General features: G+C 71.9%; 22 protein-coding genes and 1 pseudogene. 12 read left to right on the plus strand and 11 right to left on the minus strand.

Annotated features, from left to right (window positions below; genetic code table 11):
- Together rfbD and rfbB are read right to left on the minus strand one after the other, a co-directional pair.
- A partial coding sequence (gene rfbD / locus C1I93_RS14285; RefSeq protein WP_111243788.1) for a dTDP-4-dehydrorhamnose reductase occupies nucleotides 1–842 on the minus strand: 842 nt, incomplete at its 3' end.
- Entirely contained in the window at nucleotides 839–1,840 is a 1,002-nt protein-coding gene (rfbB, locus tag C1I93_RS14290) for a dTDP-glucose 4,6-dehydratase (RefSeq protein ID WP_111243771.1), read from the minus strand. The genes rfbD and rfbB, both read right to left, overlap by 4 nt.
- An 83-nt stretch (nucleotides 1,841–1,923) precedes the next feature.
- Between rfbB and rfbA the strand changes: the two are divergent.
- The 4 genes and pseudogenes from rfbA to C1I93_RS14310 form a co-directional block, all read left to right on the plus strand.
- Nucleotides 1,924–2,781, plus strand: a pseudogene (rfbA, locus tag C1I93_RS14295) (glucose-1-phosphate thymidylyltransferase RfbA); the annotation flags it as partial.
- 161 nt (nucleotides 2,782–2,942) lie between these two features.
- A complete protein-coding gene (gene rfbC / locus C1I93_RS14300; protein WP_111243772.1) occupies nucleotides 2,943–3,560 on the plus strand; it encodes a dTDP-4-dehydrorhamnose 3,5-epimerase in 618 nt (205 codons plus the stop codon).
- Nucleotides 3,561–3,619: 59 nt separating this feature from the next.
- The gene (gene pafA / locus C1I93_RS14305) at nucleotides 3,620–4,978 is read left to right on the plus strand and encodes a Pup--protein ligase (protein ID WP_111243773.1); all 1,359 of its coding nucleotides are present in this window, start codon (nucleotides 3,620–3,622) and stop codon (nucleotides 4,976–4,978) included.
- 50 nt (nucleotides 4,979–5,028) lie between these two features.
- Nucleotides 5,029–5,226, plus strand: coding sequence for a hypothetical protein (locus tag C1I93_RS14310; RefSeq protein ID WP_111243774.1), 198 nt, complete (start codon nucleotides 5,029–5,031; stop codon nucleotides 5,224–5,226).
- A gap of 52 nt (nucleotides 5,227–5,278) precedes the next feature.
- On the opposite strand, the gene C1I93_RS14315 is transcribed toward C1I93_RS14310, so the two are convergent.
- Nucleotides 5,279–6,388 carry a DUF3866 family protein gene (locus C1I93_RS14315; protein WP_111243775.1) on the minus strand — a complete coding sequence of 370 codons (1,110 nt, stop codon included), beginning with the start codon at nucleotides 6,386–6,388 and terminating at the stop codon, nucleotides 5,279–5,281.
- Nucleotides 6,389–6,599: 211 nt separating this feature from the next.
- Between C1I93_RS14315 and C1I93_RS14320 the strand changes: the two genes are divergently transcribed.
- From C1I93_RS14320 to tatC, 5 genes are all read left to right on the plus strand, one after another.
- Nucleotides 6,600–7,589 carry a helix-turn-helix transcriptional regulator gene (locus tag C1I93_RS14320; protein WP_111243776.1) on the plus strand — a complete coding sequence of 330 codons (990 nt, stop codon included), beginning with the start codon at nucleotides 6,600–6,602 and terminating at the stop codon, nucleotides 7,587–7,589.
- A gap of 52 nt (nucleotides 7,590–7,641) precedes the next feature.
- Nucleotides 7,642–8,640: a helix-turn-helix transcriptional regulator gene (locus C1I93_RS14325; RefSeq protein WP_111243789.1), complete on the plus strand. Its 999-nt coding sequence runs from the start codon at nucleotides 7,642–7,644 to the stop codon at nucleotides 8,638–8,640.
- A 10-nt stretch (nucleotides 8,641–8,650) separates the two neighbouring features.
- Nucleotides 8,651–8,899 carry a hypothetical protein gene (locus C1I93_RS14330; protein WP_111243777.1) on the plus strand — a complete coding sequence of 83 codons (249 nt, stop codon included), beginning with the start codon at nucleotides 8,651–8,653 and terminating at the stop codon, nucleotides 8,897–8,899.
- A 184-nt stretch (nucleotides 8,900–9,083) separates the two neighbouring features.
- Nucleotides 9,084–9,401: a Sec-independent protein translocase subunit TatA gene (gene tatA / locus C1I93_RS14335; protein WP_111243778.1), complete on the plus strand. Its 318-nt coding sequence runs from the start codon at nucleotides 9,084–9,086 to the stop codon at nucleotides 9,399–9,401.
- Between the two features lie 18 nt (nucleotides 9,402–9,419).
- Complete coding sequence (tatC, locus tag C1I93_RS14340) at nucleotides 9,420–10,349, plus strand: twin-arginine translocase subunit TatC (protein ID WP_111243779.1); 930 nt, start codon at nucleotides 9,420–9,422, stop codon at nucleotides 10,347–10,349.
- A 560-nt stretch (nucleotides 10,350–10,909) separates the two neighbouring features.
- Here tatC and C1I93_RS32480 read toward each other — a convergent pair.
- Both C1I93_RS32480 and C1I93_RS14350 read right to left on the minus strand, forming a co-directional pair.
- Complete coding sequence (locus C1I93_RS32480) at nucleotides 10,910–11,041, minus strand: hypothetical protein (protein WP_258378288.1); 132 nt, start codon at nucleotides 11,039–11,041, stop codon at nucleotides 10,910–10,912.
- Nucleotides 11,042–11,121: 80 nt separating this feature from the next.
- The gene (locus tag C1I93_RS14350; RefSeq protein ID WP_223256496.1) at nucleotides 11,122–11,649 is read right to left on the minus strand and encodes a glycoside hydrolase family protein; all 528 of its coding nucleotides are present in this window, start codon (nucleotides 11,647–11,649) and stop codon (nucleotides 11,122–11,124) included.
- 78 nt (nucleotides 11,650–11,727) lie between these two features.
- On the opposite strand from C1I93_RS14350, the gene C1I93_RS14355 reads away from it, so the two are divergent.
- On the plus strand, nucleotides 11,728–12,660 hold the full coding sequence (locus tag C1I93_RS14355) for a diacylglycerol kinase (protein ID WP_223256497.1): 933 nt from the start codon (nucleotides 11,728–11,730) through the stop codon (nucleotides 12,658–12,660).
- A gap of 23 nt (nucleotides 12,661–12,683) precedes the next feature.
- On the opposite strand, the gene C1I93_RS14360 is transcribed toward C1I93_RS14355, so the two are convergent.
- From C1I93_RS14360 to C1I93_RS14385, 6 genes are all read right to left on the minus strand, one after another.
- Nucleotides 12,684–13,745, minus strand: a complete 1,062-nt coding sequence (locus C1I93_RS14360; protein WP_111243781.1) for a VWA domain-containing protein — start codon at nucleotides 13,743–13,745, stop codon at nucleotides 12,684–12,686.
- Nucleotides 13,745–14,716, minus strand: a complete 972-nt coding sequence (locus C1I93_RS14365; RefSeq protein WP_111243782.1) for a VWA domain-containing protein — start codon at nucleotides 14,714–14,716, stop codon at nucleotides 13,745–13,747. Before C1I93_RS14365 ends, C1I93_RS14360 begins: the two co-directional genes overlap by 1 nt.
- Nucleotides 14,713–15,600, minus strand: coding sequence for a DUF58 domain-containing protein (locus tag C1I93_RS14370; RefSeq protein ID WP_111243783.1), 888 nt, complete (start codon nucleotides 15,598–15,600; stop codon nucleotides 14,713–14,715). The genes C1I93_RS14365 and C1I93_RS14370 overlap by 4 nt, the downstream gene beginning before the upstream one ends.
- 3 nt (nucleotides 15,601–15,603) lie before the next feature.
- Complete coding sequence (locus C1I93_RS14375) at nucleotides 15,604–16,638, minus strand: AAA family ATPase (RefSeq protein ID WP_111243791.1); 1,035 nt, start codon at nucleotides 16,636–16,638, stop codon at nucleotides 15,604–15,606.
- Nucleotides 16,639–16,679: 41 nt separating this feature from the next.
- On the minus strand, nucleotides 16,680–17,498 hold the full coding sequence (locus C1I93_RS14380) for a S1C family serine protease (RefSeq protein WP_111243784.1): 819 nt from the start codon (nucleotides 17,496–17,498) through the stop codon (nucleotides 16,680–16,682).
- Between the two features lie 94 nt (nucleotides 17,499–17,592).
- Complete coding sequence (locus C1I93_RS14385) at nucleotides 17,593–18,336, minus strand: HAD family hydrolase (protein WP_249412299.1); 744 nt, start codon at nucleotides 18,334–18,336, stop codon at nucleotides 17,593–17,595.
- An 86-nt stretch (nucleotides 18,337–18,422) separates the two neighbouring features.
- On the opposite strand from C1I93_RS14385, the gene C1I93_RS14390 reads away from it, so the two are divergent.
- A complete protein-coding gene (locus tag C1I93_RS14390) occupies nucleotides 18,423–21,200 on the plus strand; it encodes a DEAD/DEAH box helicase (protein ID WP_111243786.1) in 2,778 nt (925 codons plus the stop codon).
- A gap of 102 nt (nucleotides 21,201–21,302) precedes the next feature.
- Nucleotides 21,303–22,165: MHYT domain-containing protein (locus C1I93_RS14395; RefSeq protein ID WP_111243787.1), on the plus strand; the 863-nt coding region annotated here is incomplete at its 3' end.

The following is a 22,165-nucleotide window of genomic DNA, read 5'->3' on the forward strand; positions in this document are numbered from 1 at the left end:
GCCTGCTCGAGGGTGCGGTGCCAGTGGGGCAGGGGGGCCAGACCGGCTGCGGACCATCGGGCGTGGCCGAGGACGCTGTAGGCCGGCCGGGGAGCGGGACGCGGGAATCGAACGCTGGTAGTGGGCCGGATCCGCTCCGGGTCGAGGCCGTGTCGGTCTAAGACCGCGCGGGCCAGGCCGTACCAGGTGGTCTCGCCGGCGCAGGTGCCGTGATAGACGCCGGGCGCGGCCCGGCCGGCCAGGGCGGCCTCGGCGAGCGCGATCAGTTGCTGGGCGAGGGCGTACGACCAGGTGGGCTGGCCGCGTTGGTCGTCGACGACGTCGAGGAACTCGCGTTGATCGGCCAGGCGGAGCATGGTGGTGACGAAGTTGCGGCCGTGCGCGCCGTAGAGCCATGCGGTCCGTACGACGTAGCCGGTGTCGGGCAGCAGTCGGGCGACGGCTTGTTCACCGGCGAGCTTGCTGCGCCCGTACGCGTTGATCGGCGCGGTGGGTGCGTCCTCGCGGTAGGGGTGACCGGCGTCGCCGGGGAAGACGTAGTCGGTGGAGATCTGGAGCAGTCGGGCGTCGTGTGCGGCGCAGGCCGTGGCGAGGTGGGCCACGGCGTCGCCGTTGACGGCGGTGGCTGTCGCCTCGTGCTCTTCGGCGCCGTCGACGTCGGTCCAGGCGGCGGCATTGATGACCACGTCGTGGCCGGCTACCGCGGTGTGTGTGGCGGTGGGGTCGGTGATGTCGAGCGCGGCCCGGGTGGCGGCGGTCACGGTGTGCCGCGGGTGCCCGGTGAGGATGTCGACCAGGTCGCGGCCGAGCATGCCGGCGGCACCTGTCACCAGGACCTTCATCCGGCTGCCGCCGTCTTGAGCGGCTCCCACCAGGAGCGGTGTTCCCGGTACCAGCGGACGGTGTCGGCGAGGCCGGTGTCGAAGGGGATGCTTGGGGCGTACCCCAGCTCGGTCTGGATTTTGGTGATGTCCAGCGAGTAGCGGCGGTCGTGGCCTTTGCGGTCGGGGACGGCCACGACCCGGTCCCAGCCGGCGCCGCAGGCGTCGAGCAGCCGTGCGGTCAGCTCCTTGTTTGTCAGCTCGGTGCCGCCGCCGATGTGGTAGATCTCGCCGGCGCGGCCCCGCTGTTGCACCAGGGCGATGCCTCGGCAGTGGTCGTGCACGTGCAGCCAGTCGCGGACGTTGCCGCCGTCGCCGTAGAGCGGCACCGTCCCTGCGTCGAGCAGGTTCGTCACGAACAGCGGGATGACTTTCTCCGGATACTGGTAGGGCCCGTAGTTGTTGGAGCAGCGGGTGACCACCACGTCCATGCCGTGGGTGCGGTGGAAGGCCAGGGCGAGCAGGTCGGAGCCGGCCTTGGAAGCGGAGTACGGCGAGTTGGGGGCCAACGGCCACCGTTCGGTCCAGGAGCCCTCGGCGATGGAGCCGTACACCTCGTCGGTGGAGACGTGCACGAATCGGCGGACACCGTGGCGCAGCGCGGCGTCGAGCAGCGTCTGCGTGCCGAGCACGTTCGTGGTGACGAACGGTGTCGCCCCGGCGATCGAGCGGTCCACGTGCGACTCGGCGGCGAAATGCACGATCACGTCATGTCCCGGGACCAGCCGGTCGACGAGTTCCGCGTGCCGGATGTCGCCCTGGACGAAGTGGAGCCGGGGGTCGTCGCGGACCGGGTCCAGGTTGGCCGGGTTGCCGGAGTAGGTGAGCGCGTCGAGGACGGTCAGCCGGGTCGGTGTCATCGCGGACACCTCCGGCGTGTGCCGTCCAGAGGCGCCGAGGAGCATCCGGACGTATTCAGAACCGATGAAGCCGGCACCGCCGGTGACGAGGATCCTCACAGGACGGGGAGTCTACGCGGAAGAACGGGGAGTAGTGTATCTGACACGTGACTCTTCGTGGTGCCCCTCGGTAGGCTCCCCGAGTGCGTGGAATCCTGCTGGCCGGTGGCACCGGATCGCGACTGTGGCCGATCACCCGGGCGGTGTCGAAGCAGCTGATGCCGGTCTTCGACAAGCCGATGATCTACTATCCGCTCTCCACCCTGGTGATGGCCGGGGTGCGGGAGATCCTGGTGATCACCACGCCGGAGGAGCAGGAGCAGTTCCGGCGCCTGCTCGGTGACGGCGGCCAGTTCGGCCTGCGGCTGGAGTACGCCAGCCAGCCCCGGCCCGAGGGCATCGCCCAGGCGTTCGTGCTCGGTGCGGACTTCGTCGGCGCGGAGCCGGTGGCGCTGATCCTCGGCGACAACATCTTCCACGGTGCGGGTCTCGGCCGGCAGTTGGCCGCGGCGGGCGATCCGGTGGGTGGGCGGATCTTCGCCTATCCGGTGGCGAACCCGCAGGCGTACGGGGTGGTGCAGTTCGACGCCGGGGGGCGGGTGCTGTCGATCGAGGAGAAGCCGCGGCGGCCCAGGTCCCGGTACGCGGTGCCGGGGTTGTACTTCTACGACAACCGGGTGGTGGAGATCGCCCGTGGGCTGGTGCCCAGCGCCCGTGGCGAGTTGGAGATCACCGCGGTGAACGAGGTGTACCGGCGGGCCGGCGAGTTGTCGGTGACCGTGCTGGACCGGGGCACCGCCTGGCTGGACACCGGGACGTTCGCCTCGCTGGTGCAGGCCGCCGAGTTCGTGCGGGTGATCGAGGAGCGGCAGGGCATGAAGATCGGCTGTGTCGAGGAGGTGGTCTGGCGGGCCGGGCTGATCGACGACGACCAGCTGCGGGCGTTGGCCGAGCCGCTGGTCCGCAGCGGCTACGGCGACTATCTGCTCGACCTGCTGGCTGTCGAGCGCGAGCTGACGCCCGGAAAGTTCATCGAGGCGGCGGCCGGGCTGCGGGGCGGTGCGGTGCCCGGGCCGGGAAACGGTGCGGTGCCCGGGCCGGGAAACGGTGCGGTGGTCGGGCCGGGGAACGGTGCGGTGGTCGGGCCGCGGGAGGGGGAGCGGTGAAGATCCGGCCGCTGGGCATCGAGGGCGCCTGGGAGATCAGCCCGCAGCAGCACGGCGACCCGCGCGGCATGTTCATGGAGTGGTACCGCTTTGACCGGCTCGCCGAGGCGGTCGGTCATCCGCTGCGGCTGGCGCAGGCCAACCTCTCCGTCTCGGCGCGGGACGTGGTGCGGGGCATCCACTTCGCCGACGTGCCGCCGGGACAGGCGAAGTACGTCACCTGCGTACGGGGCGCGGTGCTCGACGTGGTGGTGGACCTGCGGGTCGGCTCGCCGACCTTCGGCCGGTGGGAGGGCGTACGCCTCGACGACGACGAACGGCGCGCGGTCTACCTGGCCGAGGGGTTGGGACACGGGTTCTGCGCGCTCAGCGACGGAGCCACCCTGAGCTATCTCTGTTCGGCCACGTACAACCCGACCGGTGAGCATGCCGTGCATCCGCTGGACGAGGAGTTGGGGGTCGAGTGGCCGCCCGAGATGCCGCTGCTGTCCGCCCGTGACGCCGCCGCGCCGCCGCTGGCCCAGGCGCGGGCGGCGGGCCTGTTGCCGACCTACCGCGCCTGCCGGGACCACGTGGCGGGTCTGGGTGTCGGAGCGCAGCCGGGACTGGTCTGACCGGTACTGGTGCGTCGCGACAGTGACGAACAGGGCCTCGGTACGGCTAATGTCTCATCATGGAACGGCGAATCTTCGGTCTGGAGACCGAGTACGGCGTCACCTGCACCTACCGTGGGCAGCGGCGGCTGTCCCCTGACGAGGTCGCCCGGTACCTCTTCCGCCGGGTGGTGTCCTGGGGCCGATCGAGCAACGTCTTTCTGCGCAACGGCGCCCGACTCTATCTGGATGTCGGCTCGCACCCGGAGTACGCCACCCCGGAGTGTGACTCGGTGGTCGATCTGGTCGCCCATGACCGGGCCGGTGAGCGCATCCTGGAAGGGCTGCTGGTCGACGCGGAGAAGCGGCTGCACGACGAGGGCATCGCCGGGGAGATCTACCTGTTCAAGAACAACACCGACTCGGCCGGCAACTCGTACGGCTGCCACGAGAACTATCTGGTGTCCCGGCACGGTGAGTTCGGCCGGCTGGCCGACGTACTGATCCCGTTCCTGGTCACCCGGCAGTTGATCTGCGGGGCGGGCAAGGTGTTGCAGACGCCGCGCGGTGCGGTGTACTGCCTCTCCCAGCGGGCCGAGCACATCTGGGAAGGCGTCTCGTCGGCGACCACCCGGAGCCGCCCGATCATCAACACTCGGGACGAGCCGCACGCGGACGCCGAACGCTATCGCCGCCTGCACGTCATCGTCGGCGACTCCAACATGAACGAGGTCACCACGCTGCTCAAGGTCGGTACGGCCGACATCGTGCTGCGGATGATCGAGGCCGGGGTGGTGATGCGCGACCTCACCCTGGAAAACCCGATCCGGGCCATCCGGGAGGTGTCGCACGACATCACCGGCCGCCGTAAGGTGCGGTTGTCCTCGGGCAAGGAGGTCAGCGCCCTGGATATCCAGCAGGAATACCTCGCCAAGGCGATCGAGTTCGTGGAGCGTCGCGGCGGTGACCAGACCGCCAAGCGGGTGGTCGAGTTGTGGGGCCGGGTGCTGCGGGCGGTGGAGACCGGCGACCTGGAACCGGTCTCCCGGGAGATCGACTGGGTGACCAAGCTCCGGCTGATCGAGCGTTACCAGCGCAAACACGACCTGCCGCTGTCGCATCCCCGGGTGGCGCAGATGGATCTCGCCTACCACGACGTGCGCCGGGGCCGAGGGCTCTACGCCCTGCTGGAACGGCGCGGTGACGTGGACCGGGTGGCCACCGATCCGGAGATCTTCGAGGCCAAGGAGACGCCGCCGCAGACCACCCGGGCCCGGCTGCGCGGCGAGTTCATCCGGCACGCCCAGGAGAAACGGCGCGACTTCACCGTCGACTGGGTGCACCTGAAGCTCAACGACCAGGCACAGCGCACGGTGTTGTGCAAGGACCCGTTCCGGGCGTACGACGAGCGGGTGGAGCGGCTCATCGCCAGCATGTGAGTCTCACCCGGCCCGTCCGTACCGGGCGGGCCGGGTAGGCTGGCCGCGTCATGATTCCTTCTGGGTCCCCTTCGCGCCGTCCCGGTCAGGGCGGCGAGCCGCAGAGCTGGCTCGACCGACGCCGGGAGAAGATCCGCGACGAGATCGCACGCAACAGGCGTGGCGAGTACGTCGTCCCCACCTGGGTGCTGGCGTCGACGCTGGCGCTGATCGTCGGCGCCTGGATCGCCCTCATCATCTTCGCCTGAGGTGTAAGGAGGGGCCCCCTCTTAACGCCTGGTGTATAGGAAGGGCCCCCTTCTAACACTTGTCGCCTGTCGTACCGGCGGCGAGCAGGCGGGCGGCGTGCCGGCCAGCCGCCGCGGCGGCCAGGAAATATGCGTGGTCGGCATCGAGCCCGCGTCCCATCGTCGACAGCGGCACCGGGCTGCGCCGCAGCGCCGCGTCCAGCCCGGCGCTCGGCACCCGCAGCACCGCGTGCCGCCCGGTCAGCGGTGCGAGCGCGGCGTCGACCTCTGCGGCCAGCGCCGGATCCAGGCCGTCGGGCACCACCAGCTCTGCGCGGGCCAGCGCCACCCGGCCGTACGCGGTGATGCTGTGGTGTGAGACGCCGCGGTGTCGCGGGCGCGGGTCGGCGGCGGAGATCCGCAGCGACCCGATCGGCCGCCCACCCAGCGCGGCGACGGCGTTGACGGCCTCGCCGACAGCGACCCCGGAGAAACCCCAGCGGGTGCCGGTGCCGAGGTTTCCCGGCCCCTGTGCCACCACCGCCACGTCGGCGTGCAGCACGTGCCGGGCCGCGAGCAGGCCGCTGTGCAGCGTGGACGCCTCCAGGTCACCGCCGAACGCCTGTCCGACGCTGATCGTGCCGACCAGCTCGTCGCGCAGGCCGGCCAGCGTACGGGAGAACCAGGCGGGCAGCGCCCCTCCGTCGGTGAGCAGGTACGCCACCCGCAGCTGCGCGGCGTCGGCGTGGATGCCGGCCAGGATCGCCGGCAACGCCGAGTGCAGGTCGGCGGTGATCACCGGCAGGCCGGCGAGGTCCTCGGCGGCGGCCAGCGTGTCGTGGTGTGGTGATGCCGGCTCGTCGACGCCGAGCAGGATCGGTTGCAGCGGGGTGTAGCGGGCTTTGACCAGGTGGCCGGCGTCGCGGGAGTCGAGGGCCTGCGGCGGGTCCGCCGGCAGACGGTCGGGCAGCGCGACGACCAGGGCGTACCCGCCGGTGCCCAGGCCCATCAGCAGCGCGCCGGCGTTGAGCAGCACCCGGTCGCCGGGCTCGGGCACGCCGACAAGTGCCGGGTACGCCAGGGCCCGCATCGTGCCGCCGTCGGTGAGTGCGACGTCGAGCTCGATCGCACCGGTCCACTGCCGTCGCAGCGTCGTCACCGTACCCGCCCGCCATCGCACCATGCCCCGCACGCTAGCTTCCCCGGCGCGTCGCCGTATGCGCCGGGGTGTGCGCCGATCCGGTACGCCACGACGCGCCGGGCGGTGGCGGTGGGGGCGCTGCGGCGGTCGCGATGTTAATAGGGGGCCCTTGCTATACACCAGGCGTTAACAGGGGGCCCCTCCTTGGGTCTGGGTGCGTGCGGGGGGCACGACGGCTGCTAGCGTCTACGGGGTGTCGCGGAGCCGCACCGAACGCCTGGTCAACCTGGTGATCTGCCTGCTGTCCACGCGGCGGTTCCTGACCGCCGCGCAGATCGCCGCGACCGTGCCCGGTTACGAGCACGATCCGGAGGACGCCCGCGAGCACGAGGCGTTCCAGCGCAAGTTCGAGCGGGACAAGGCGGAGCTGCGGGAACTGGGCGTGCCGCTGGAGACCGGGACGGCCAGCGCCTTCGACGCGGAGCCCGGCTACCGGATCGCCCGCCGGGAGTACGCGTTGCCGGACATTCCGCTCAAGCCGGACGAGGCTGCCGCGGTGGGCATCGCCGCCCGCCTGTGGCAGCACGCCGGGCTCGCCGCCGCCGCGTCGTCGGGGTTGGCGAAGTTGCGGGCCGCCGGGGTGGACGTGGACCCGCAGGCCACCCTGGGCCTGGAGCCGATGGTCACGGTCGACCCGGCGTTCGCGCCGCTCACCGCCGCGGCGCGGGACCGCCGCGAGGTCCACTTCGACTACCGGGTGCCGGACCGGGACGCACCGGACCGACGCCGGTTGCAGCCGTGGGGCGTGGTCTGCTGGCGGGGCCGGTGGTATGTGGTCGGTCACGACCTGGACCGCGACGCCACCCGGTGCTTCCGGTTGTCCCGAGTGCTCGGCCCGGTCCGGGTCACCGGTGAGCCGGGCGGCTATCGGCCGCCGACCGACGTCGATCTGATCAGTCATGTGGCTCGCTGGTCCGGGCCGACCGAGCGGGCCGGCCGGGCGACCGTGCTGGTCGCCGCGGGCCGCGCTGCGGGCCTGCGGCGATGGGCGGCGGAGATCACCACGGGCGGGGTAACCGATCGGCTCGTGCTGCCCTACGCCGACGTGGAGTTCCTCGCCGGTCAGCTCGTCGGCTACGGCCCTGACGTGCGGGTGCTCGACCCGCCCGAGCTGCGCGAGGCGGTCATCCAACGACTCAAGGAGATCGCCGCCCGGCACGATGCGTTGGCGGCGGCCCGGTGAGCGCGCGGATCGTGTGCGCGGCGGTCGGGGTCGGTTCGGGGAGGGGAATCCGGTGAAAGCAGGTTCGCGTACCTCCGCCGACCGGCTGGCCCGGCTGCTCAACCTGGTGCCCTACCTGCTCGCCCGGCCCGGGATCGAGATCGCCGAGGCGGCCGGTGACCTGGGCGTCACCGAGCGGCAGCTGCGGGAGGATCTGGAGCTGCTCTGGGTGTGCGGGCTGCCCGGTTACGGCCCGGGTGACCTGATCGACATGGCCTTCGACGGCGACCGGGTGACGATCACCTACGACGCCGGCATCGACCGTCCGCTGCGGCTCACCCCGGATGAGGCGCTCGCCCTGGTGGTGGCGTTGCGGATGCTGGCCGAGACACCGGGGGTGGCCAACCGGGAGGCGGTGGAACGGGCCCTGGTCAAGATCGAGGACGCGGCGGGTGACCTGGTGGCCGCCCCGGTCGAGGTGCGGCTGCCCGGCGACACCCCACGGGTGGAGCAGCTCCGCGCCGCAGTGCAGCGTGGCCGGGCGCTGCGGATCACCTACTACACGGTGGCCCGGGACGAGACCACCGAGCGCGTGATCGATCCGCTGCGGGTGTTGATGGTCGGCGGCCGGACGTACGTGGAGGCGTGGTGCCGGCGGGCCGAGGCGGTACGACTTTTCCGGGCCGACCGGATCGACGCTGTCGCCGAGCTGGACGAACCGGCAGTGGTGCCGCCGCAGGCCCGCCCGCAGGACCTGAGCGAGGGCGTGTTCCGGCCGTCACCGGACCTGCCGTTGATCACCTTGCGGATCGGTCGGGGCGAGCGGTGGATCACCGAGTACTACCCCTGCGAGCGGGTCGAGTCCGACGGGCAGTGGTGGCTGGTCTCGCTGCGGGTCACGGATCTCAGCTGGGCTCGGCGGTTCGTGCTCGGTCTGGGGCCGGAGGTCACCGTCGTCTCGCCGGCCGAGCTGGCCGAGCAGGTGCGGTTGGCGGCGGTGGCGGCGCTGGACGCGTACGCCTCGCCGGTGTCGGCAGGCGCGGACCCGGCGGTGGCCGGGCTCAGGCAGTAGGCTGGCGGCCGTGCTGAAGTGGATCGTGCTCGCGCTGGTGCTGGTGCCGTTGGTCGTGCTCGCGCTGGCGGTCCGACCTGTGCTGGCGCGGCTGCCGCAGCTGCGTCGGGCAGTGGAGAAGCTGCAAGGGCGTGCCGACGAGGCGGTGGCGCTGCGGGAGGCCGCGGAGCGTCTCCAGCAGCGGGCCGAAGGATTGCAGGGCCGGCTGGAGACCACCGAGCAGCGGCTCACCCTGATCCGCTCTCGACGCGGCGACTGACCCATCCGGGGCGCCCGTTTCCGGGCTGATGATCCACTCGTGGTTGACGAGACACTCGCGGGTAGTCGAAACTTCACTCCGTCGGGACCAACCACCACCGTCCCGGTAGGGTGGCAACAGCTCTGGACAGACGTACGATGGGCTGCGGCACACTCTCATCAACACCGTGCGACTGGAGCCTTCAATGCATGTCCTCAAGCCCTGGCACATCGCCGTACTCGTGGTCGTGCTGATCTTGCTCTTCGGTGCGAAGCGGCTTCCGGACGCGGCGCGTTCCCTGGGCCGTTCGCTGCGCATCATCAAGGCCGAGACCAAGAGCCTCTCCGACGACGACCGCGACCTGGCCGGCAAGGCCGACGCGCAGGCCGGCTACCAGCCGTACCCGCCGCAGCAGGCGCCACCGCAGCAGCAGGCGTACCCGGGTGAGGCACCGCAGCAGCCGTACCAGGGCACGGTCCAGCAGCCGGTGGTCGACCCGGTGCAGCGCGTCCGCGACAACTGATCGCGGGGGCCGATCACCGTGGCCTTCGGACTCCGCAAGCGCGGCCCGAGCGACTTCGAACGGGCCGCGGACGGCTCGATGACCCTGGTCGAGCACTTCCGCGAGCTGCGTAACCGACTGTTTCGTGCCTCGCTGGCGATCGTCATCGGCTTCTTCGTCGGTTACGCTCTGGCGGATCTGGTCTTCGACCTGCTCGCCACGCCGTATTACCGGTTGCTGCCGGACCAGAAGTTCATCCAGCTCGGGCCGGCGGACGCCTTTCTGTTGAAGCTCAAGCTCGCGCTCTGGATCGGGCTGATCGTCGCCTCGCCGGTGTGGTTCTACCAGCTCTGGGCCTTCATCGCGCCGGGTCTGCACCGGCACGAACGCAAGTACGCCTACATCTTCGTGGCGATCGCCGCGCCGTTGTTCATGGCGGGCTCGGCGCTGGCGTACTTCATCGTGGACAAGGGCCTGACGTTCCTGCTGGAAGCGGGTGTCACCGGGATCGACACCTCGCTCGAGGTCACCCGGTACATCTCCTTCGTCACCAACATGATCCTCATCTTCGGGGTGGCGTTCGAGTTCCCACTTGTCGTGCTGATGCTCAACTTCGTCGGCATCGCCAGCGCGAAGCGGCTGCTCAGCTGGTGGCGGGTGGCGGTCTTCGTCTTCTTCGCCTTCTCCGCGGTGGTCACGCCCACGCCGGACCCGTTCGGCATGACGGCACTGGCGATCTGCCTGTGCGCGCTCTACTTCGCCGCGGTGGGTGTCGCGTTCCTCAACGACAGGCGTCGTGGACGTGGCAAGGAGATCTACGCCGGCATCGATGACGACGAGGTGTCCCCGCTGGAATTCGACCGGGATCCGGTCGAGTCGGGCCAACCGGTCGACGTCGCTCCGGTGGACGCGCCCGAGCCGGTGAACCGGCCCTTGCCGATCGAGCGGCGCTTCGACGACGTGACCTGACCGGCTGCCCCGGCTCGTTCCGGGGCAGCCGAAGCGCCGCCGTGTGTGGTAGGCACGGCGGCGCTTTTTCGTGCCCGGCCGTGCCGCGAGTGCCGCCTGCGGCGGGGGAGCGGATCGGCTCGCCTCCGTCGCCGTAACGCACGGCTCGGCACCTGTCTGCGGCGCAGTCGGTAATCCGTCACCGGCTTCCACCGTGCCGGGTATGGGTAATGACATGTGCACGATGTGTCGTCGCGCTCGACGAGGAAAGGTCGTTGCCACGTGCGTCGCCTGACGTTCCGTCCCCCGCCCGTCGTTGCGCCGCAGTCCGTCGCGCGCTGCGTACGGCGCCCGCCACCCGACTGACCGTCGGGTCGGGCGCCACCGTGGCGGTCGCCGACCCGTCCGCCGACCCGACCACCACCGTGCCCGGGTCGCGGACGGGTGCCGTTGCGGGAGTCCGGTGCCGGTCCCGCAGGTGAATGACCCGCTCCACCGTAGCCCTTACCCCCACCATCCGGCTGGTCGGCGAAGTCCCGTCGAAGGGATCCGGCCGCCGCAGTGTCCGTCCCAGATCGGAGTCAGGCATTGATCCGCGTCGTCGTCGTCGAGGAGATGAGTCTGCTGCGCACCGCGCTGTGCGTCGCCCTGTCGAGCGAGGAGGAGATCGAGGTGGTCGCCGAGGTGGCCGGGACGGGAGAGCTGTCCGCCATGGTGCGGCGGCACCGTCCCGACGTGGTACTGGTGGACCTGGCCTCGGATGTCCCACAGCCGGCCGAGGTGGTCGCCCAGATCACCGGGGCGGCACCTGGCACGGCGGTGCTGGCCATGGGCCGCCGGTGGAGTCCGGCGCTGGTCGGTGACCTGTTGGCGGCCGGGGCGCGAGGGCCGGGCGGACGACACAGCGGCGCAGGTCCTGTCGCAGCGCGGTGACGGCGTGCGCCAGCAGCTCCGGCTCGCCGGTCAGCTCGTGGAGGCGCACCAGCATCAGCGCCGGTCTGGTCCGTCCGCGCAGCAGTCCCGCGTACGGGTGCCGGCCACCGCTGACGTCCGGCCCCGGATCGTCGGCGAGCTGCTCGACGACCCGTTCGGCGGCCCGCCAGGCGGCGTCGAGCACGTCGAGGGCGTCCTGCCGGCGATCCAGCAGCTCCAGGGCGTACCCGACGCCGTGCAGGCCGTCGTAGAAGCCGCAGCGGGTGCCGGAGCCGGGCGAGGTGGCGCGGCGTACCAGCCACTGTTCGTGCTCCGGCCACCGTCCCGCGCCGCTGACGTGCAGTGCGTACAGGACTCCGGCGGCACTGGTTCCAGTGCGATCGGTCATGAGGTGGAATGCGTACCACACGATCGACCATGACAAATGTCAGGCGACGGCTGTCCGGTCCGCGTCCGGCCAGGTACGGTGCACGCCGTGACCGCAGACGATCACCCTGCGCCGGCCGACCGGCCGGTCGCTGTGCTGGCCAACCCCACCGCCGGCCGGGGACGTCACCGGGGTCTGCTGCCCCGAGTGCTGGACCGCTTGGCGGCGGGCGGACGCCCGGTGCGGGTGCTGGCCGCCGATACCCCCGAGCAGGCCGAGGTCGCCTGCCACGCGGCGCTGGCTGACGGCGCGTCGGGGCTGGTGGCGGTGGGCGGCGACGGCACCGTGCACCTGGTCCTCCAGGCGGTGGCGGGCACGCCCGTGCCGTTCGGCGTGGTGCCGGCCGGCACCGGCAACGACTTCGCCCTCGACGCCGGTTTCCCGACCGACCCGCTGGCCGCCGCGGACGTGATCGCGGCGGCGCTACGGGACGGCCGGTCGCGCGCGGTCGACCTGGCCCGGGTCACCGGCGCGGACGGCGGGCACCGCTGGTACGGCGCGGTGCTCGCGGCCGGCTTCGACGCGATCGTCAACGAACGGGCCAACCGGATGCGCTGGCCGCGCGGCCCGCGCCGCTACGACCTGGCGATTCTCGCCGAGCTGGCCCGGCTGCGCCCGCGTCGGTACACCCTCACCCTCGACGGCGAGCGGATCGAGGTCGACGCGGTGCTGGTGGCGGTCGGCAACGGTGCCAGCTACGGCGGCGGGATGCGGATCTGCCCAGCGGCGGATCTGACCGACGGGCTGCTCGACGTGGTGATCGGTGGCCGGTTCAACCGCCGCACCCTGATCCGGATCAAACCCCGGATCTATCCCGGCACTCACGTCACCCACCCATTGGTGCACACCTACCGGGCCCGCACGGTCACGGTCGCCGCCGAGGGCATCACCTCCTACGCCGACGGCGAGCGCTGCCGTGATCTGCCCGTCACCGTCACCGCCGTACCGGCTGCGGTTCGGCTGCTGCGCTGACCCGCGTCCTGCCGGCAGACGAGTCAGTTTCGCCGGGCCGCGGGGGTGACGACCGGGAGGGCGGTGGCCGGGTTCCAGCGCAGCGACAGCGCGACCGCCAAGGCGGTCAGTAGCATCGCGGCGAGGACGAACCACACGGTGATCTCGACCGGCCGCCGCTGTAGCTCGATACTGGCGGGCAACCCGGTAAGCACATCGGTGAGCTGTTCGGCGTCCTCGGCCCGGAAGTATTCGCCGCCGGTCAGTTCGGCGACCTCCTGCAGCGTGGGCTCGTCGATCTGCTGTAGGCGGCTGCCCCGAAACCGTTCACCTCCACCGAAGGCGGCACCGGGCTGGACCTGGTTGGCGCGGCACACCATCGGTGCCGGTTCGGTGGTGCCGAAACCGATCGTGTAGACCCGTACCCCGCGTGCCGCGGCCTGCTCGGCAGCGGTGACCGGATCGACACCCTGGCTGTTCGCGCCGTCGGTGAGCACCACGATGGTGTCGGGCTGCTCGACGGCGGCATCGACTGCCGGATCGACCCCGGTGGGCGCGACCGCCGAGTTGACGTCGGCTATCGCGTCGATGGAGGTCAGGATCGCCATGCCGATGGCGGTGCCGCGGGCGGTGGTGAGCTCGTCGATGGCGGCGAGCAGATCGCCGTGGTCGCTGGTCGGCGGCACCAACAGTCCGGCGATGCCGGAGAAGGCGACGAGCCCGATGCGGGTGCCGTCGTCCTGGGTGGTGATGAACTCTCGGGCCGCCGCCTGGGCGGCGGTCAACCGGTCCGGCTCGACGTCGGTGGAGCACATGGAGGTGGAGACGTCCAGGGCCAGCAGGATCGAGGTGGAGTTGGTCGGCACCGCCATCGACGCCTGGGGGCGGGCGGTCGCGACGCCGAGGCTGAGCAGACCGGCAAGGAACAGCAGCGCGGGCAGGCGACGGCGCCACCGGGACGGCCCGGGTAGCGCGGCGCGGATCAGCGCGATGCTGGCGACCCGCACCGCCGTACGGCGTCGACGCCGGGCCGCCCACCAGCGCACGACCAGCAGCAACGGCACCCCGAGCAGGGCAGCCAGCGCCCAGGGCCAGGTCAGTGACATCAGACGATCCTTCCGTGCCGGCGGATCATCAACAGCCCGCCGGCGATCAGGAGTAGCAGCGCGGTCGCCGCGAGCAGGCTGGTGAGTTCGACGGCCTCGGGGCGGGTGGTGACCCGGAGCTCGACGGCGCGGTGCACCTCGTGCAGCGCCTCGGTGTCCTGCGGTCGGTGATAGGTCCCGCCGCTGACCTGGGCGACGGCGGTCAGTAGCCGTTCGTCGAGGGCGGTGGCCAGCTGGTACCCGTCGACCTCGACCCGGGCACCACCGGTGGTGCCGACACCCACCGTCTCGATCCGTACTCCGGCGGCGGCGGCGAGGACGGCGGCGGCCTCGGTGTCCACCCCACCGCCGGTCTCCTCGCCGTCGGAGAGCACGACGATGCTCGCCGAACCCCAGTAGCCGAGGTCGGGGGCGGGCTCGCCGTCGGCGGGCAGCGTGACGGGCTGCCCGACGATGGTGCTCAGTGCGGCCAGGATCGCCGTACCCAGCGAGGTGCCGCCACCGGTGCTGAGGCGGTCGATGGCAGCGACCACGGCGTCGCGGTCGGCGGTGGGCGCCTGGACGACCAGCGCGGCCTGGCCGAAGGCGACCAGGCCGATGTCGAGCGTCTCGGGTTGGGCCTGGACGAATTCCCGGGCGGCGCGCTGCGCGGCACCGAGCCGGGTGGGCGCGACGTCGTCGGCGGTCATGCTGTTGGAGACGTCGACGGCCAGCACGACGGTGCCGGCGACCCGGGGCACACCGACGGTGGCCTGCGGGCGGGTGAGCGCGAGGCTGAGCGGTAGCAGCGCGGCGAGGAACAGCGCCACCGGCAGCTGGCGGCGCAGTCGTCCCCGACTGCCGCCGGTGACGCCCAGCCCGGACCGGGCCAGTGCGGCGGCCTGCCGTCGATGCAGCTGGACGTAGGCCGCGACGGCGACGGCGCTGACGAGCACTGCCACCGGCAGCAGCCACGGGTACGCGAAACTCATCGGCGGCCACCTTGACCGGACCGGCGCACCATCGCCACCAGCACCCGGACGAGGTCCTGGTCGGTACCGACCCGGTGGGCGGTCACCCCGGCCTGACGTAGGGCCGCATCGAGCAGTTCCTCCCGCACCCGGACCTGCTCGGCCAGGCGCTGGCGTAGCAGCGGATCGCTCGTGTCGACAAGCAGTTGTTCGCCGGTTTCGGCGTCCTCGACGGTGACCAGCCCCAGCTCCGGCAGGTCCAGGTCGGCCGGGTCGACCAGCCGGACGGCGACCACCTCGTGCCGGTGGGCCAGCGCGGCCAGCGCGGACTCCCATCCGGACTCGCCGAGGAAATCGGAGATCACGAAGACCAGGCTGCGGCGGCGGGCGGTGCCGGCGGCCAGGCGCAGCATCGCCGCCAGATCGGTGGTGGCTGCGGAGGCGTTCGCCGCTGGTACGCCGAGCTGGTGCGCCAGGCGCAGGATCTGGAGCCGCCCGGTGCGGGGCGGGACGACCTGGTGCCAGCTGTTGTCGTAGAGCACCGCACCGACCCGGTTGCCGGCCCGGGTGAGCAGCCGGGCGAGGCAGACGGCCAGGTCGGTCAGGACGGTCGCCTTGCCGGTGCCGTCCGGGCCGGCGGCCATCGACGCCGACCGGTCGAGCACCAGCCAGGCGGTCAGGTCACGCTCCTCGGTGTACTGCCGTACGTACGGTTCGTCGAGCCGGGCGGTGACGTTCCAGTCGATGTGTCGGACGTCGTCGAAGGGGGAGTAGGCACGCAGGTCGGTCACGTCGATGCCGGCACCCCGCAGCACCGTGCGGTGGGCGCCCTGCAACCGCCCGTCGAGGCGGCGGAGGACCTGCCACTCCAGTCGGCGTAGCAGCCGGTCGGCGGCGGTCGCCATGGATCAGCGGGTCCGGGCGGCGAGGTCGGGCAGGCGTGGCGCGGGCACCGGCACCGCGGAGATCACCTGGTGCAGGATGACGTCGGGGGTGACGTCGTCCGAGAGCGCCTCGTAGGAGAGCACCAGCCGGTGTCGCAGCACGTCCGGGACGAGTCCGGTGACATCCTCGGGCAGGGCGTACGCCCGGCCGCGGATCAGGGCCAGGGCCCGCGCGGCAAGCACCAGGTTGATCGAGGCGCGCGGGCTGGCCCCGTAGGTGAGGTAGCGGGCCAGGTGGCCGAGTCCCACGTCGGCGGGCTGCCGGGTGGCGGCGGCCAGCCGCACCGCGTACTCGATCAGCGAGGGGTCGACGTAGACCTGGTCGGCCTGCTGTTGCAGCGCGATGAGGTGGGCCGGGTCGACGATGCGCTGGATGGCCGGGGTGGCACCGATGGCCCGCTCGACGATGACGAATTCCTCGTTCGGGCTGGGGTAGTCGACGAGCACCTTCATCATGAACCGGTCCACCTGCGCCTCGGGCAGCGGATAGGTCCCCTCCGACTCGATCGGGTTCTGGGTGGCCAGCACCAGAAACGGCCGGGGCACCTGATGGGTCTCCCGCCCGATGGTGACCTGTTGTTCCTGCATGACCTCCAGCAGCGCGCTCTGCACCTTCGCCGGAGCCCGGTTGATCTCGTCGGCCAGCAGCAGATTCGTGAACACCGGGCCGAGTGAGACCTGGAACTCGCCGCTGGCCTGGTGGTAGATCCGGGTGCCGACCAGGTCGGCGGGGACCAGGTCCGGGGTGAACTGGACCCGCTGGAACTGCCCGCCTACGGCGTCGGCGAGCGACTTGACGGCGAGGGTCTTGGCCAGCCCCGGTACCCCTTCGACCAGGACGTGACCGCGGGCGAGCAGGGCGACGAGCAGACGTTCCAGCAGGAGGTCCTGGCCGACGATCGCCTTCTTGACCTCGTACCGGATCTGCTCGACCGGGTTGGTCTCGGGTTGCGCGTGCTCCTGCGGTCGGTACTGGGCATGGGACGCCGGAGTGTGCATGGGTTCCTCGTGATCTGCGGTGTGACGGGTGGGCGGAGTGCTCACAGTTGCGGCCCGTCGCCGGGGCCGGTGCCGGCGGCGGTGCCGATCGGTACGGCGAATCCGACACCGATGAAGGTGCCGTCCCGGGTCGGGTTGGCCAGGGCGACCACGACTCCGACCAGTTCGCCGCGCAGGTTCACCAGCGGTCCGCCGGAGCTGCCGGGGTTCACCGCCGCGTCGAACTGGACAAGTCCCGCAAGGTCCTCGCCGCCGGCCGAGGCCGCCGAGCGGTCCAGCCCGGAGACCACCCCACTCGTGGTGCTGCCGGCGAGCCCCAACTGGTCGCCGATGGCGACGACCGCCTCGCCGATGGCGACCGCGCCGCCGAGCACCACCGGCACGAGCAGGCCGGGCAGTGTGTCGGGGGTGAGCGTGGCGATGTCGTTCGCGGGGTCGGTGCCGGCCACCGTCGCCTCGGTGCGGGTGCCGTCGGCGAACACCACCTCGATGTCGCGTGCGTCGGCCACCACGTGCAGGGCGGTGAGGATGGTGCCGTCGGCGTTGGCGACGACCCCAGTGCCGGTGGCGCGGCCGGCGGCGTCCCGAGCGGTGATCGACACGACCGACGGGGCCACCGTCTGGTAGACCTGCGCGACTGTCAGGGGCTCGTCCTCAGACGCGCTCGGGCGCGGCGCGGGCGACTCGGCGACCGGTCGGGTGGCCCGCCAGCCGACCAGCGCGATCGAGGCGGCCAAAAGCACGGCGGCCACCAGCGCGATCAGCGACCGACGGCGGTGCCGGGTGGCTGGTGCCGGCGCGGTCGTCGCCAGGTTGGGGTCTTCCGTTTGGATCCCCCCGGTTGCGGGGCCGTTGTGCATTGTCAGACGGTACGACGGTCGCCTCGGTGTTGCTTGTGTGGCATCTGTGGCTGTGCTGTGGACGCGGGACCGGACACAGCGCCGTGCGGTGTGGTCAGCCGCCGTGGGTCAGGGCCAGCACGGAACCGAGCCCGTTGGGGCGGCCCGGGTCGGCAGCCGGCAGGACCAGGGCGGCGCAGCCGGCAGCCACGGCACCGGCGTCGGCGGGGCTGTCGCCGACCATCAGGGTCTCCTCCGGGTCGACGCCGAGCATGCCGCAGGCGCGCCAGAAGATCGCCGGATCCGGCTTGCAGCGACCCACCTCGTACGACAGGACGAAGGCGTCGACCAGGTCGGCGATGCCCCAGGCGGCGAAGAACGGCCGGATGTCGAAGCCGATGTTGCTGACCACCGCCACCCGTACCCCGGCGGCCCGCAGGGCGGCCAGGGTGGGGGCGGTGTCCGGGTACAGCACCCAGCCCTCCGGGAGCAGCAGCCGCTCGTAGAGCGCCTCGGCGAGACCGTCGACGCCGGTGTCGACGGTGGCCGCCAGCCCGGTGTACGCACCCCGGTGGGCGTGCGCGTAGAGGTCCCGGTCGGCCCATAGTTCGGCCAGGTGCGGCGGTACCCGGGCCGGCAGCGGCCCGCCGGCGCGCCCGGCGGTGAGCAGCCGGTCAGCCAATGCGGTGGCCCGGACCGGGTCGAGGCGTACGCCACACGTCGCCGCGGCGGCCAGCACCCAGTCGCGGGGCTTTTCGACCTGCGCGAGCGTGCCGTGGAAGTCGAGCAGCACCGCCCGTACGGGCCGGCGGGACGCAACGGGCAGGGCCTGGTCGGTCGGTTCGGCATGATCCGGCACGTCGTGCACCCTACCGACCCACTCCGGACGCCCTGCCGGATGGCCTTGCCAGGTGCCCGACAGGGGTACGGACTAATCTTGGTGACATGTCGAGCCCCGCCGAGCGGTATGCCGCGGCGCGCCGCCGGGCCGCCCAGGTCGCACAGTTCCCGGCACTGGAAGAGTTCACCTCGGATCTGGGGTTCGACCTCGACGACTTCCAGCGGGAGGCGTGCCAGGCCCTGGAGCGGGGCAGCGGTGTGCTGGTCTGCGCCCCCACCGGCGCCGGCAAGACCGTGGTCGGCGAGTTCGCCGTACACCTGGCGCTGCGCGGTGCCCCCGGGCGGCCGGCACCGACCGACGGCACCCGCCGCAAGTGCTTCTACACCACGCCGATCAAGGCCCTGTCGAACCAGAAGTACCACGACCTGGTCGACCGCTACGGTGCCGACCAGGTGGGGCTGCTCACCGGCGACAACGCCATCAACGGCGACGCCCCGGTGGTGGTGATGACCACCGAGGTGCTGCGCAACATGCTCTACGCCGGCTCGGCCACCCTGGAGGGCCTGGCGTACGTGGTGATGGACGAGGTGCACTACCTCGCCGACCGGTTCCGGGGCGGGGTGTGGGAAGAGGTGATCATCCACCTGCCCGCCTCGGTGACCCTGGTGTCGCTGTCGGCGACGGTCTCAAACGCGGAGGAGTTCGCCGACTGGCTGATCACCGTGCGGGGCGAGACCACGGTGGTGGTCAGCGAGCACCGGCCGGTGCCGCTGTGGCAGCACATGCTTGTCGGCAAGCGGATGTTCGACCTGTTCCACGATGCGGCGGCGGCGCGCAAGCACGACGTGCACCCGGAGCTGCTGCGCTACACCCGGGAGACGATGCGTCGCCTGGACCTCGGTGAGGGCCGTTCGGCCGGGTGGGGTGGGCGGCGGGGGCCGCGCTGGCGCGGGCCGGCGCGGCCGGACATCGTCGAGCGGCTGGACCGTGAGGGGTTGCTGCCGGCGATCCTGTTCATCTTCAGCCGGGCCGGCTGCGCCGCCGCCGTGCAGCAGTGCCTGGCCGCCGGGCTGCGGCTCACCTCACCCGAGGAGCGGGCCGAGATCCGCCGGGTGGTGGAGTCCCGGATCACCGCCATTCCGGGCGAGGACCTGTCGGTGCTCGGCTACTGGGAGTGGCTCGACGGCCTGGAGCGTGGGCTGGCGTCGCACCACGCGGGGATGCTGCCGGCGTTCAAGGAGGTCGTCGAGGAGTTGTTCGTCCGCGGGCTGGTCAAGGCGGTCTTCGCCACCGAGACCCTGGCCCTGGGCATCAACATGCCGGCCCGCTGCGTGGTGCTGGAACGCCTGGTCAAATACAACGGCGAGGCGCACGTCGACCTGACCCCGGGGGAGTACACCCAGGTCACCGGGCGGGCCGGGCGGCGCGGCATCGACGTGGAGGGGCACGCCGTGGTGGTGTGGTCCCCGGAGACCGACCCCCGGCACGTGGCCGGGCTGGCCTCCACCCGCACCTATCCGCTGCGGTCCAGCTTCCGGCCCTCGTACAACATGGCGGTGAACCTGGTCGGCAGCGTCGGCGCCGAGCCGGCCCGGGAGCTGCTGGAGTCGTCGTTCGCGCAGTTCCAGGCGGACCGGTCGGTGGTCGGCCTGGCCCGGCAGGTGCAGCGCAACACCGAGACCATCGAGGCGTACGCCGGGGAGGCGGACTGCCACCACGGTGACTTCGACGAGTACTTCGCGCTGCGGGTGGCCATCGCCGACCGGGAGCGGGCCCTGGCCCGGCAGGGACAGAGCCAACGCCGGGCGGCGGCGGTGGCGTCGCTGGAACGGTTGCGGGTGGGTGACGTGATCCGGGTGCCGTCCGGGCGGCGGGCCGGCCTGGCCGTGGTGCTCGATCCGGCCGCCGGTGGCTTCAGCGAACCCCGGCCGCTGGTGTTGACCCAGGACCGCTGGGCCGGGCGGATCAGCCCCGCCGATTTCACCGCGCCGGCTGAGGTGCTGGCCCGCATCCGGGTGCCGAAACACTTCAACCCGCGTAACCCGGCCGCCCGGCGGGACCTGGCGGCGCAGGTCAGCGGCACCGGCCTGGACCGGCACAGCCGCCGTGGCGCGCGGGGACGGCAGTCGGGGGAGGATCACCAGCTCACCCAGTTGCGGGCCGAGCTGCGGCGGCATCCGTGCCACGCCTGCCCGGAGCGGGAGGAGCATGCCCGGTGGGCGGAGCGCCGCCGCCGGTTGGAGCGGGACACCGAGGAGTTGCGCCAGCGGGTCGCGGGTCGGACGGGGTCGTTGGCACGTACCTTCGACCGGATCGTCGCGTTGCTGACCGCGCGCGGTTACCTCACCGCAGAGGGCGAGGTGACCGACGCCGGACGGATGCTCGGGCGGATCTGGACGGAGGCCGACCTGCTGGTGGCGGAGTGCCTGCGCCGGGGTGTCTGGGACGGGCTCTCCCCGGCCGAGTTGGCCGCCGCCGTCTCCGTGGTGGTGTACGAGGCCCGCCGCGACGTCGACGAGCGGGCCTCGCTGCCGCGGGGCGCGGTCGCCGACGCGGTCGACGCGACGCTGAAGCTGTGGAGCGAGATCGAGGCGGACGAGGCGGGCCGTGGCCTGACTGTCACCCGCGAGCCGGATCTCGGCTTCGCCTGGCCGGTCTACCGCTGGGCGCGGGGTGAGGCGCTGGCGAAGGTGCTGGCCAGCGGGCACGAGTTCGACGGTGAGATGCCGGCCGGTGACTTCGTCAGGTGGGCTCGGCAGGTGGTGGACCTGCTGGGCCAGTTGGCTGATTCCGGTGGTGCCTCGGCCGAACTGCGGGCCACCGCCCGCCAGGCGATCGGCGCGGTGAACCGAGGAGTCCTCGCGTACCACTCGCCGGCCTGAGTTTTCTCCGCCGTAAGGCTATTGTGCCTGGTAGGGCACCTCCTGGATCATGTGTCCGGCGCGTGGCTACGCGCCGGTAACAGCTCTGGGGGGAAAGCCGCCGTGGCGGACATCAATCATTTTGAGTACGGCTGGATCACACCGGCGCTCAGTTACGCGCTGTCGGTGCTCGGATCCATCCTCGGGCTGGTCTGCGCCACCCGGATCCGGGACGCCGACAGCACCGGCCAGAAGCTCTGGTGGGGGACGCTGGCGGCCTGGGCGCTCGGCGGCACCGCGATCTGGACCATGCACTTCATGGCGATGCTGGGCTTCGCCGTGACCGGCACCCGGATCCGATACGACGTGCCGATCACCGTGGTCAGCGCGCTGATCGCGGTCGTGGCGGTCGGTCTCGGCTTGGCGATCGTGGGCACCGGCAAGCTCTCGGTGATCCGGATCATCGCCGGTGGTCTCTTCGCCGGCAGCGGGGTGGCGGCGATGCACTACACCGGCATGGCCGCGATGCGGTTGGACGGCCGGCTGGGCTACGACCAGCTCCGCGTCGCGCTCTCCGTGCTGATCGCGGTGGTGGCGGCCACCGTCGCGCTCTGGCTCGCGGTGACCGTACGGCGCGGATTGGCGATCTTCGGCTCGGCGCTGGTGATGGGGGTGGCGGTCAACGGCATGCACTTCACCGGGATGAGCGCCCTCTCGGTGCACCTGCACGAGCGGCGCGGCGAGGTGACCGGCGCGGAGGTGGGCACGCTGCTGATCCCGATCGTCCTGCTGGTGATCTTCGGAGTGGTCGGGCTGGTCTACGCGCTGCTCGCCGCGCCCACCGACGAGGACCGCGCCGCCGCGGCGTACCTGGATGCCCGGCGGGCACCGGCACCAGCACCGGCCTTCGGCGACCCCGTCGAACCGGACCCGGTCGGGCTGCGGGCCCGCTCCACCCTGGCCCGCCCCGGCGCCCAGTTCCCGTC

The organism is Micromonospora endophytica (assembly GCF_003236305.1).
Classification (GTDB): Bacteria; Actinomycetota; Actinomycetes; order Mycobacteriales; family Micromonosporaceae; genus Micromonospora; species Micromonospora endophytica.

Excerpts from the sequence above, each read along its gene's own strand:
- C1I93_RS14315 (WP_111243775.1), bottom strand. The coding sequence starts at position 6,388 with ATGGTGCGATGGCGGGCGGGTACGGTGACGACGCTGCGACGGCAGTGG.
- C1I93_RS14370 (WP_111243783.1), bottom strand. The coding sequence starts at position 15,600 with ATGGCGACCGCCGCCGACCGGCTGCTACGCCGACTGGAGTGGCAGGTC.
- C1I93_RS32480 (WP_258378288.1), bottom strand. The coding sequence starts at position 11,041 with ATGGCGGACAGCTCTCCCGTCCCGGCCACCTCGGCGACCACCTCGATC.
- C1I93_RS14375 (WP_111243791.1), bottom strand. The coding sequence starts at position 16,638 with ATGCACACTCCGGCGTCCCATGCCCAGTACCGACCGCAGGAGCACGCG.
- C1I93_RS14365 (WP_111243782.1), bottom strand. The coding sequence starts at position 14,716 with ATGAGTTTCGCGTACCCGTGGCTGCTGCCGGTGGCAGTGCTCGTCAGC.
- C1I93_RS14380 (WP_111243784.1), bottom strand. The coding sequence starts at position 17,498 with ATGCACAACGGCCCCGCAACCGGGGGGATCCAAACGGAAGACCCCAAC.
- C1I93_RS14360 (WP_111243781.1), bottom strand. The coding sequence starts at position 13,745 with ATGTCACTGACCTGGCCCTGGGCGCTGGCTGCCCTGCTCGGGGTGCCG.
- C1I93_RS14390 (WP_111243786.1), top strand. The coding sequence starts at position 18,423 with ATGTCGAGCCCCGCCGAGCGGTATGCCGCGGCGCGCCGCCGGGCCGCC.
- C1I93_RS14350 (WP_223256496.1), bottom strand. The coding sequence starts at position 11,649 with ATGACCGATCGCACTGGAACCAGTGCCGCCGGAGTCCTGTACGCACTG.
- pafA (WP_111243773.1), top strand. The coding sequence starts at position 3,620 with ATGGAACGGCGAATCTTCGGTCTGGAGACCGAGTACGGCGTCACCTGC.
- tatA (WP_111243778.1), top strand. The coding sequence starts at position 9,084 with ATGCATGTCCTCAAGCCCTGGCACATCGCCGTACTCGTGGTCGTGCTG.
- C1I93_RS14310 (WP_111243774.1), top strand. The coding sequence starts at position 5,029 with ATGATTCCTTCTGGGTCCCCTTCGCGCCGTCCCGGTCAGGGCGGCGAG.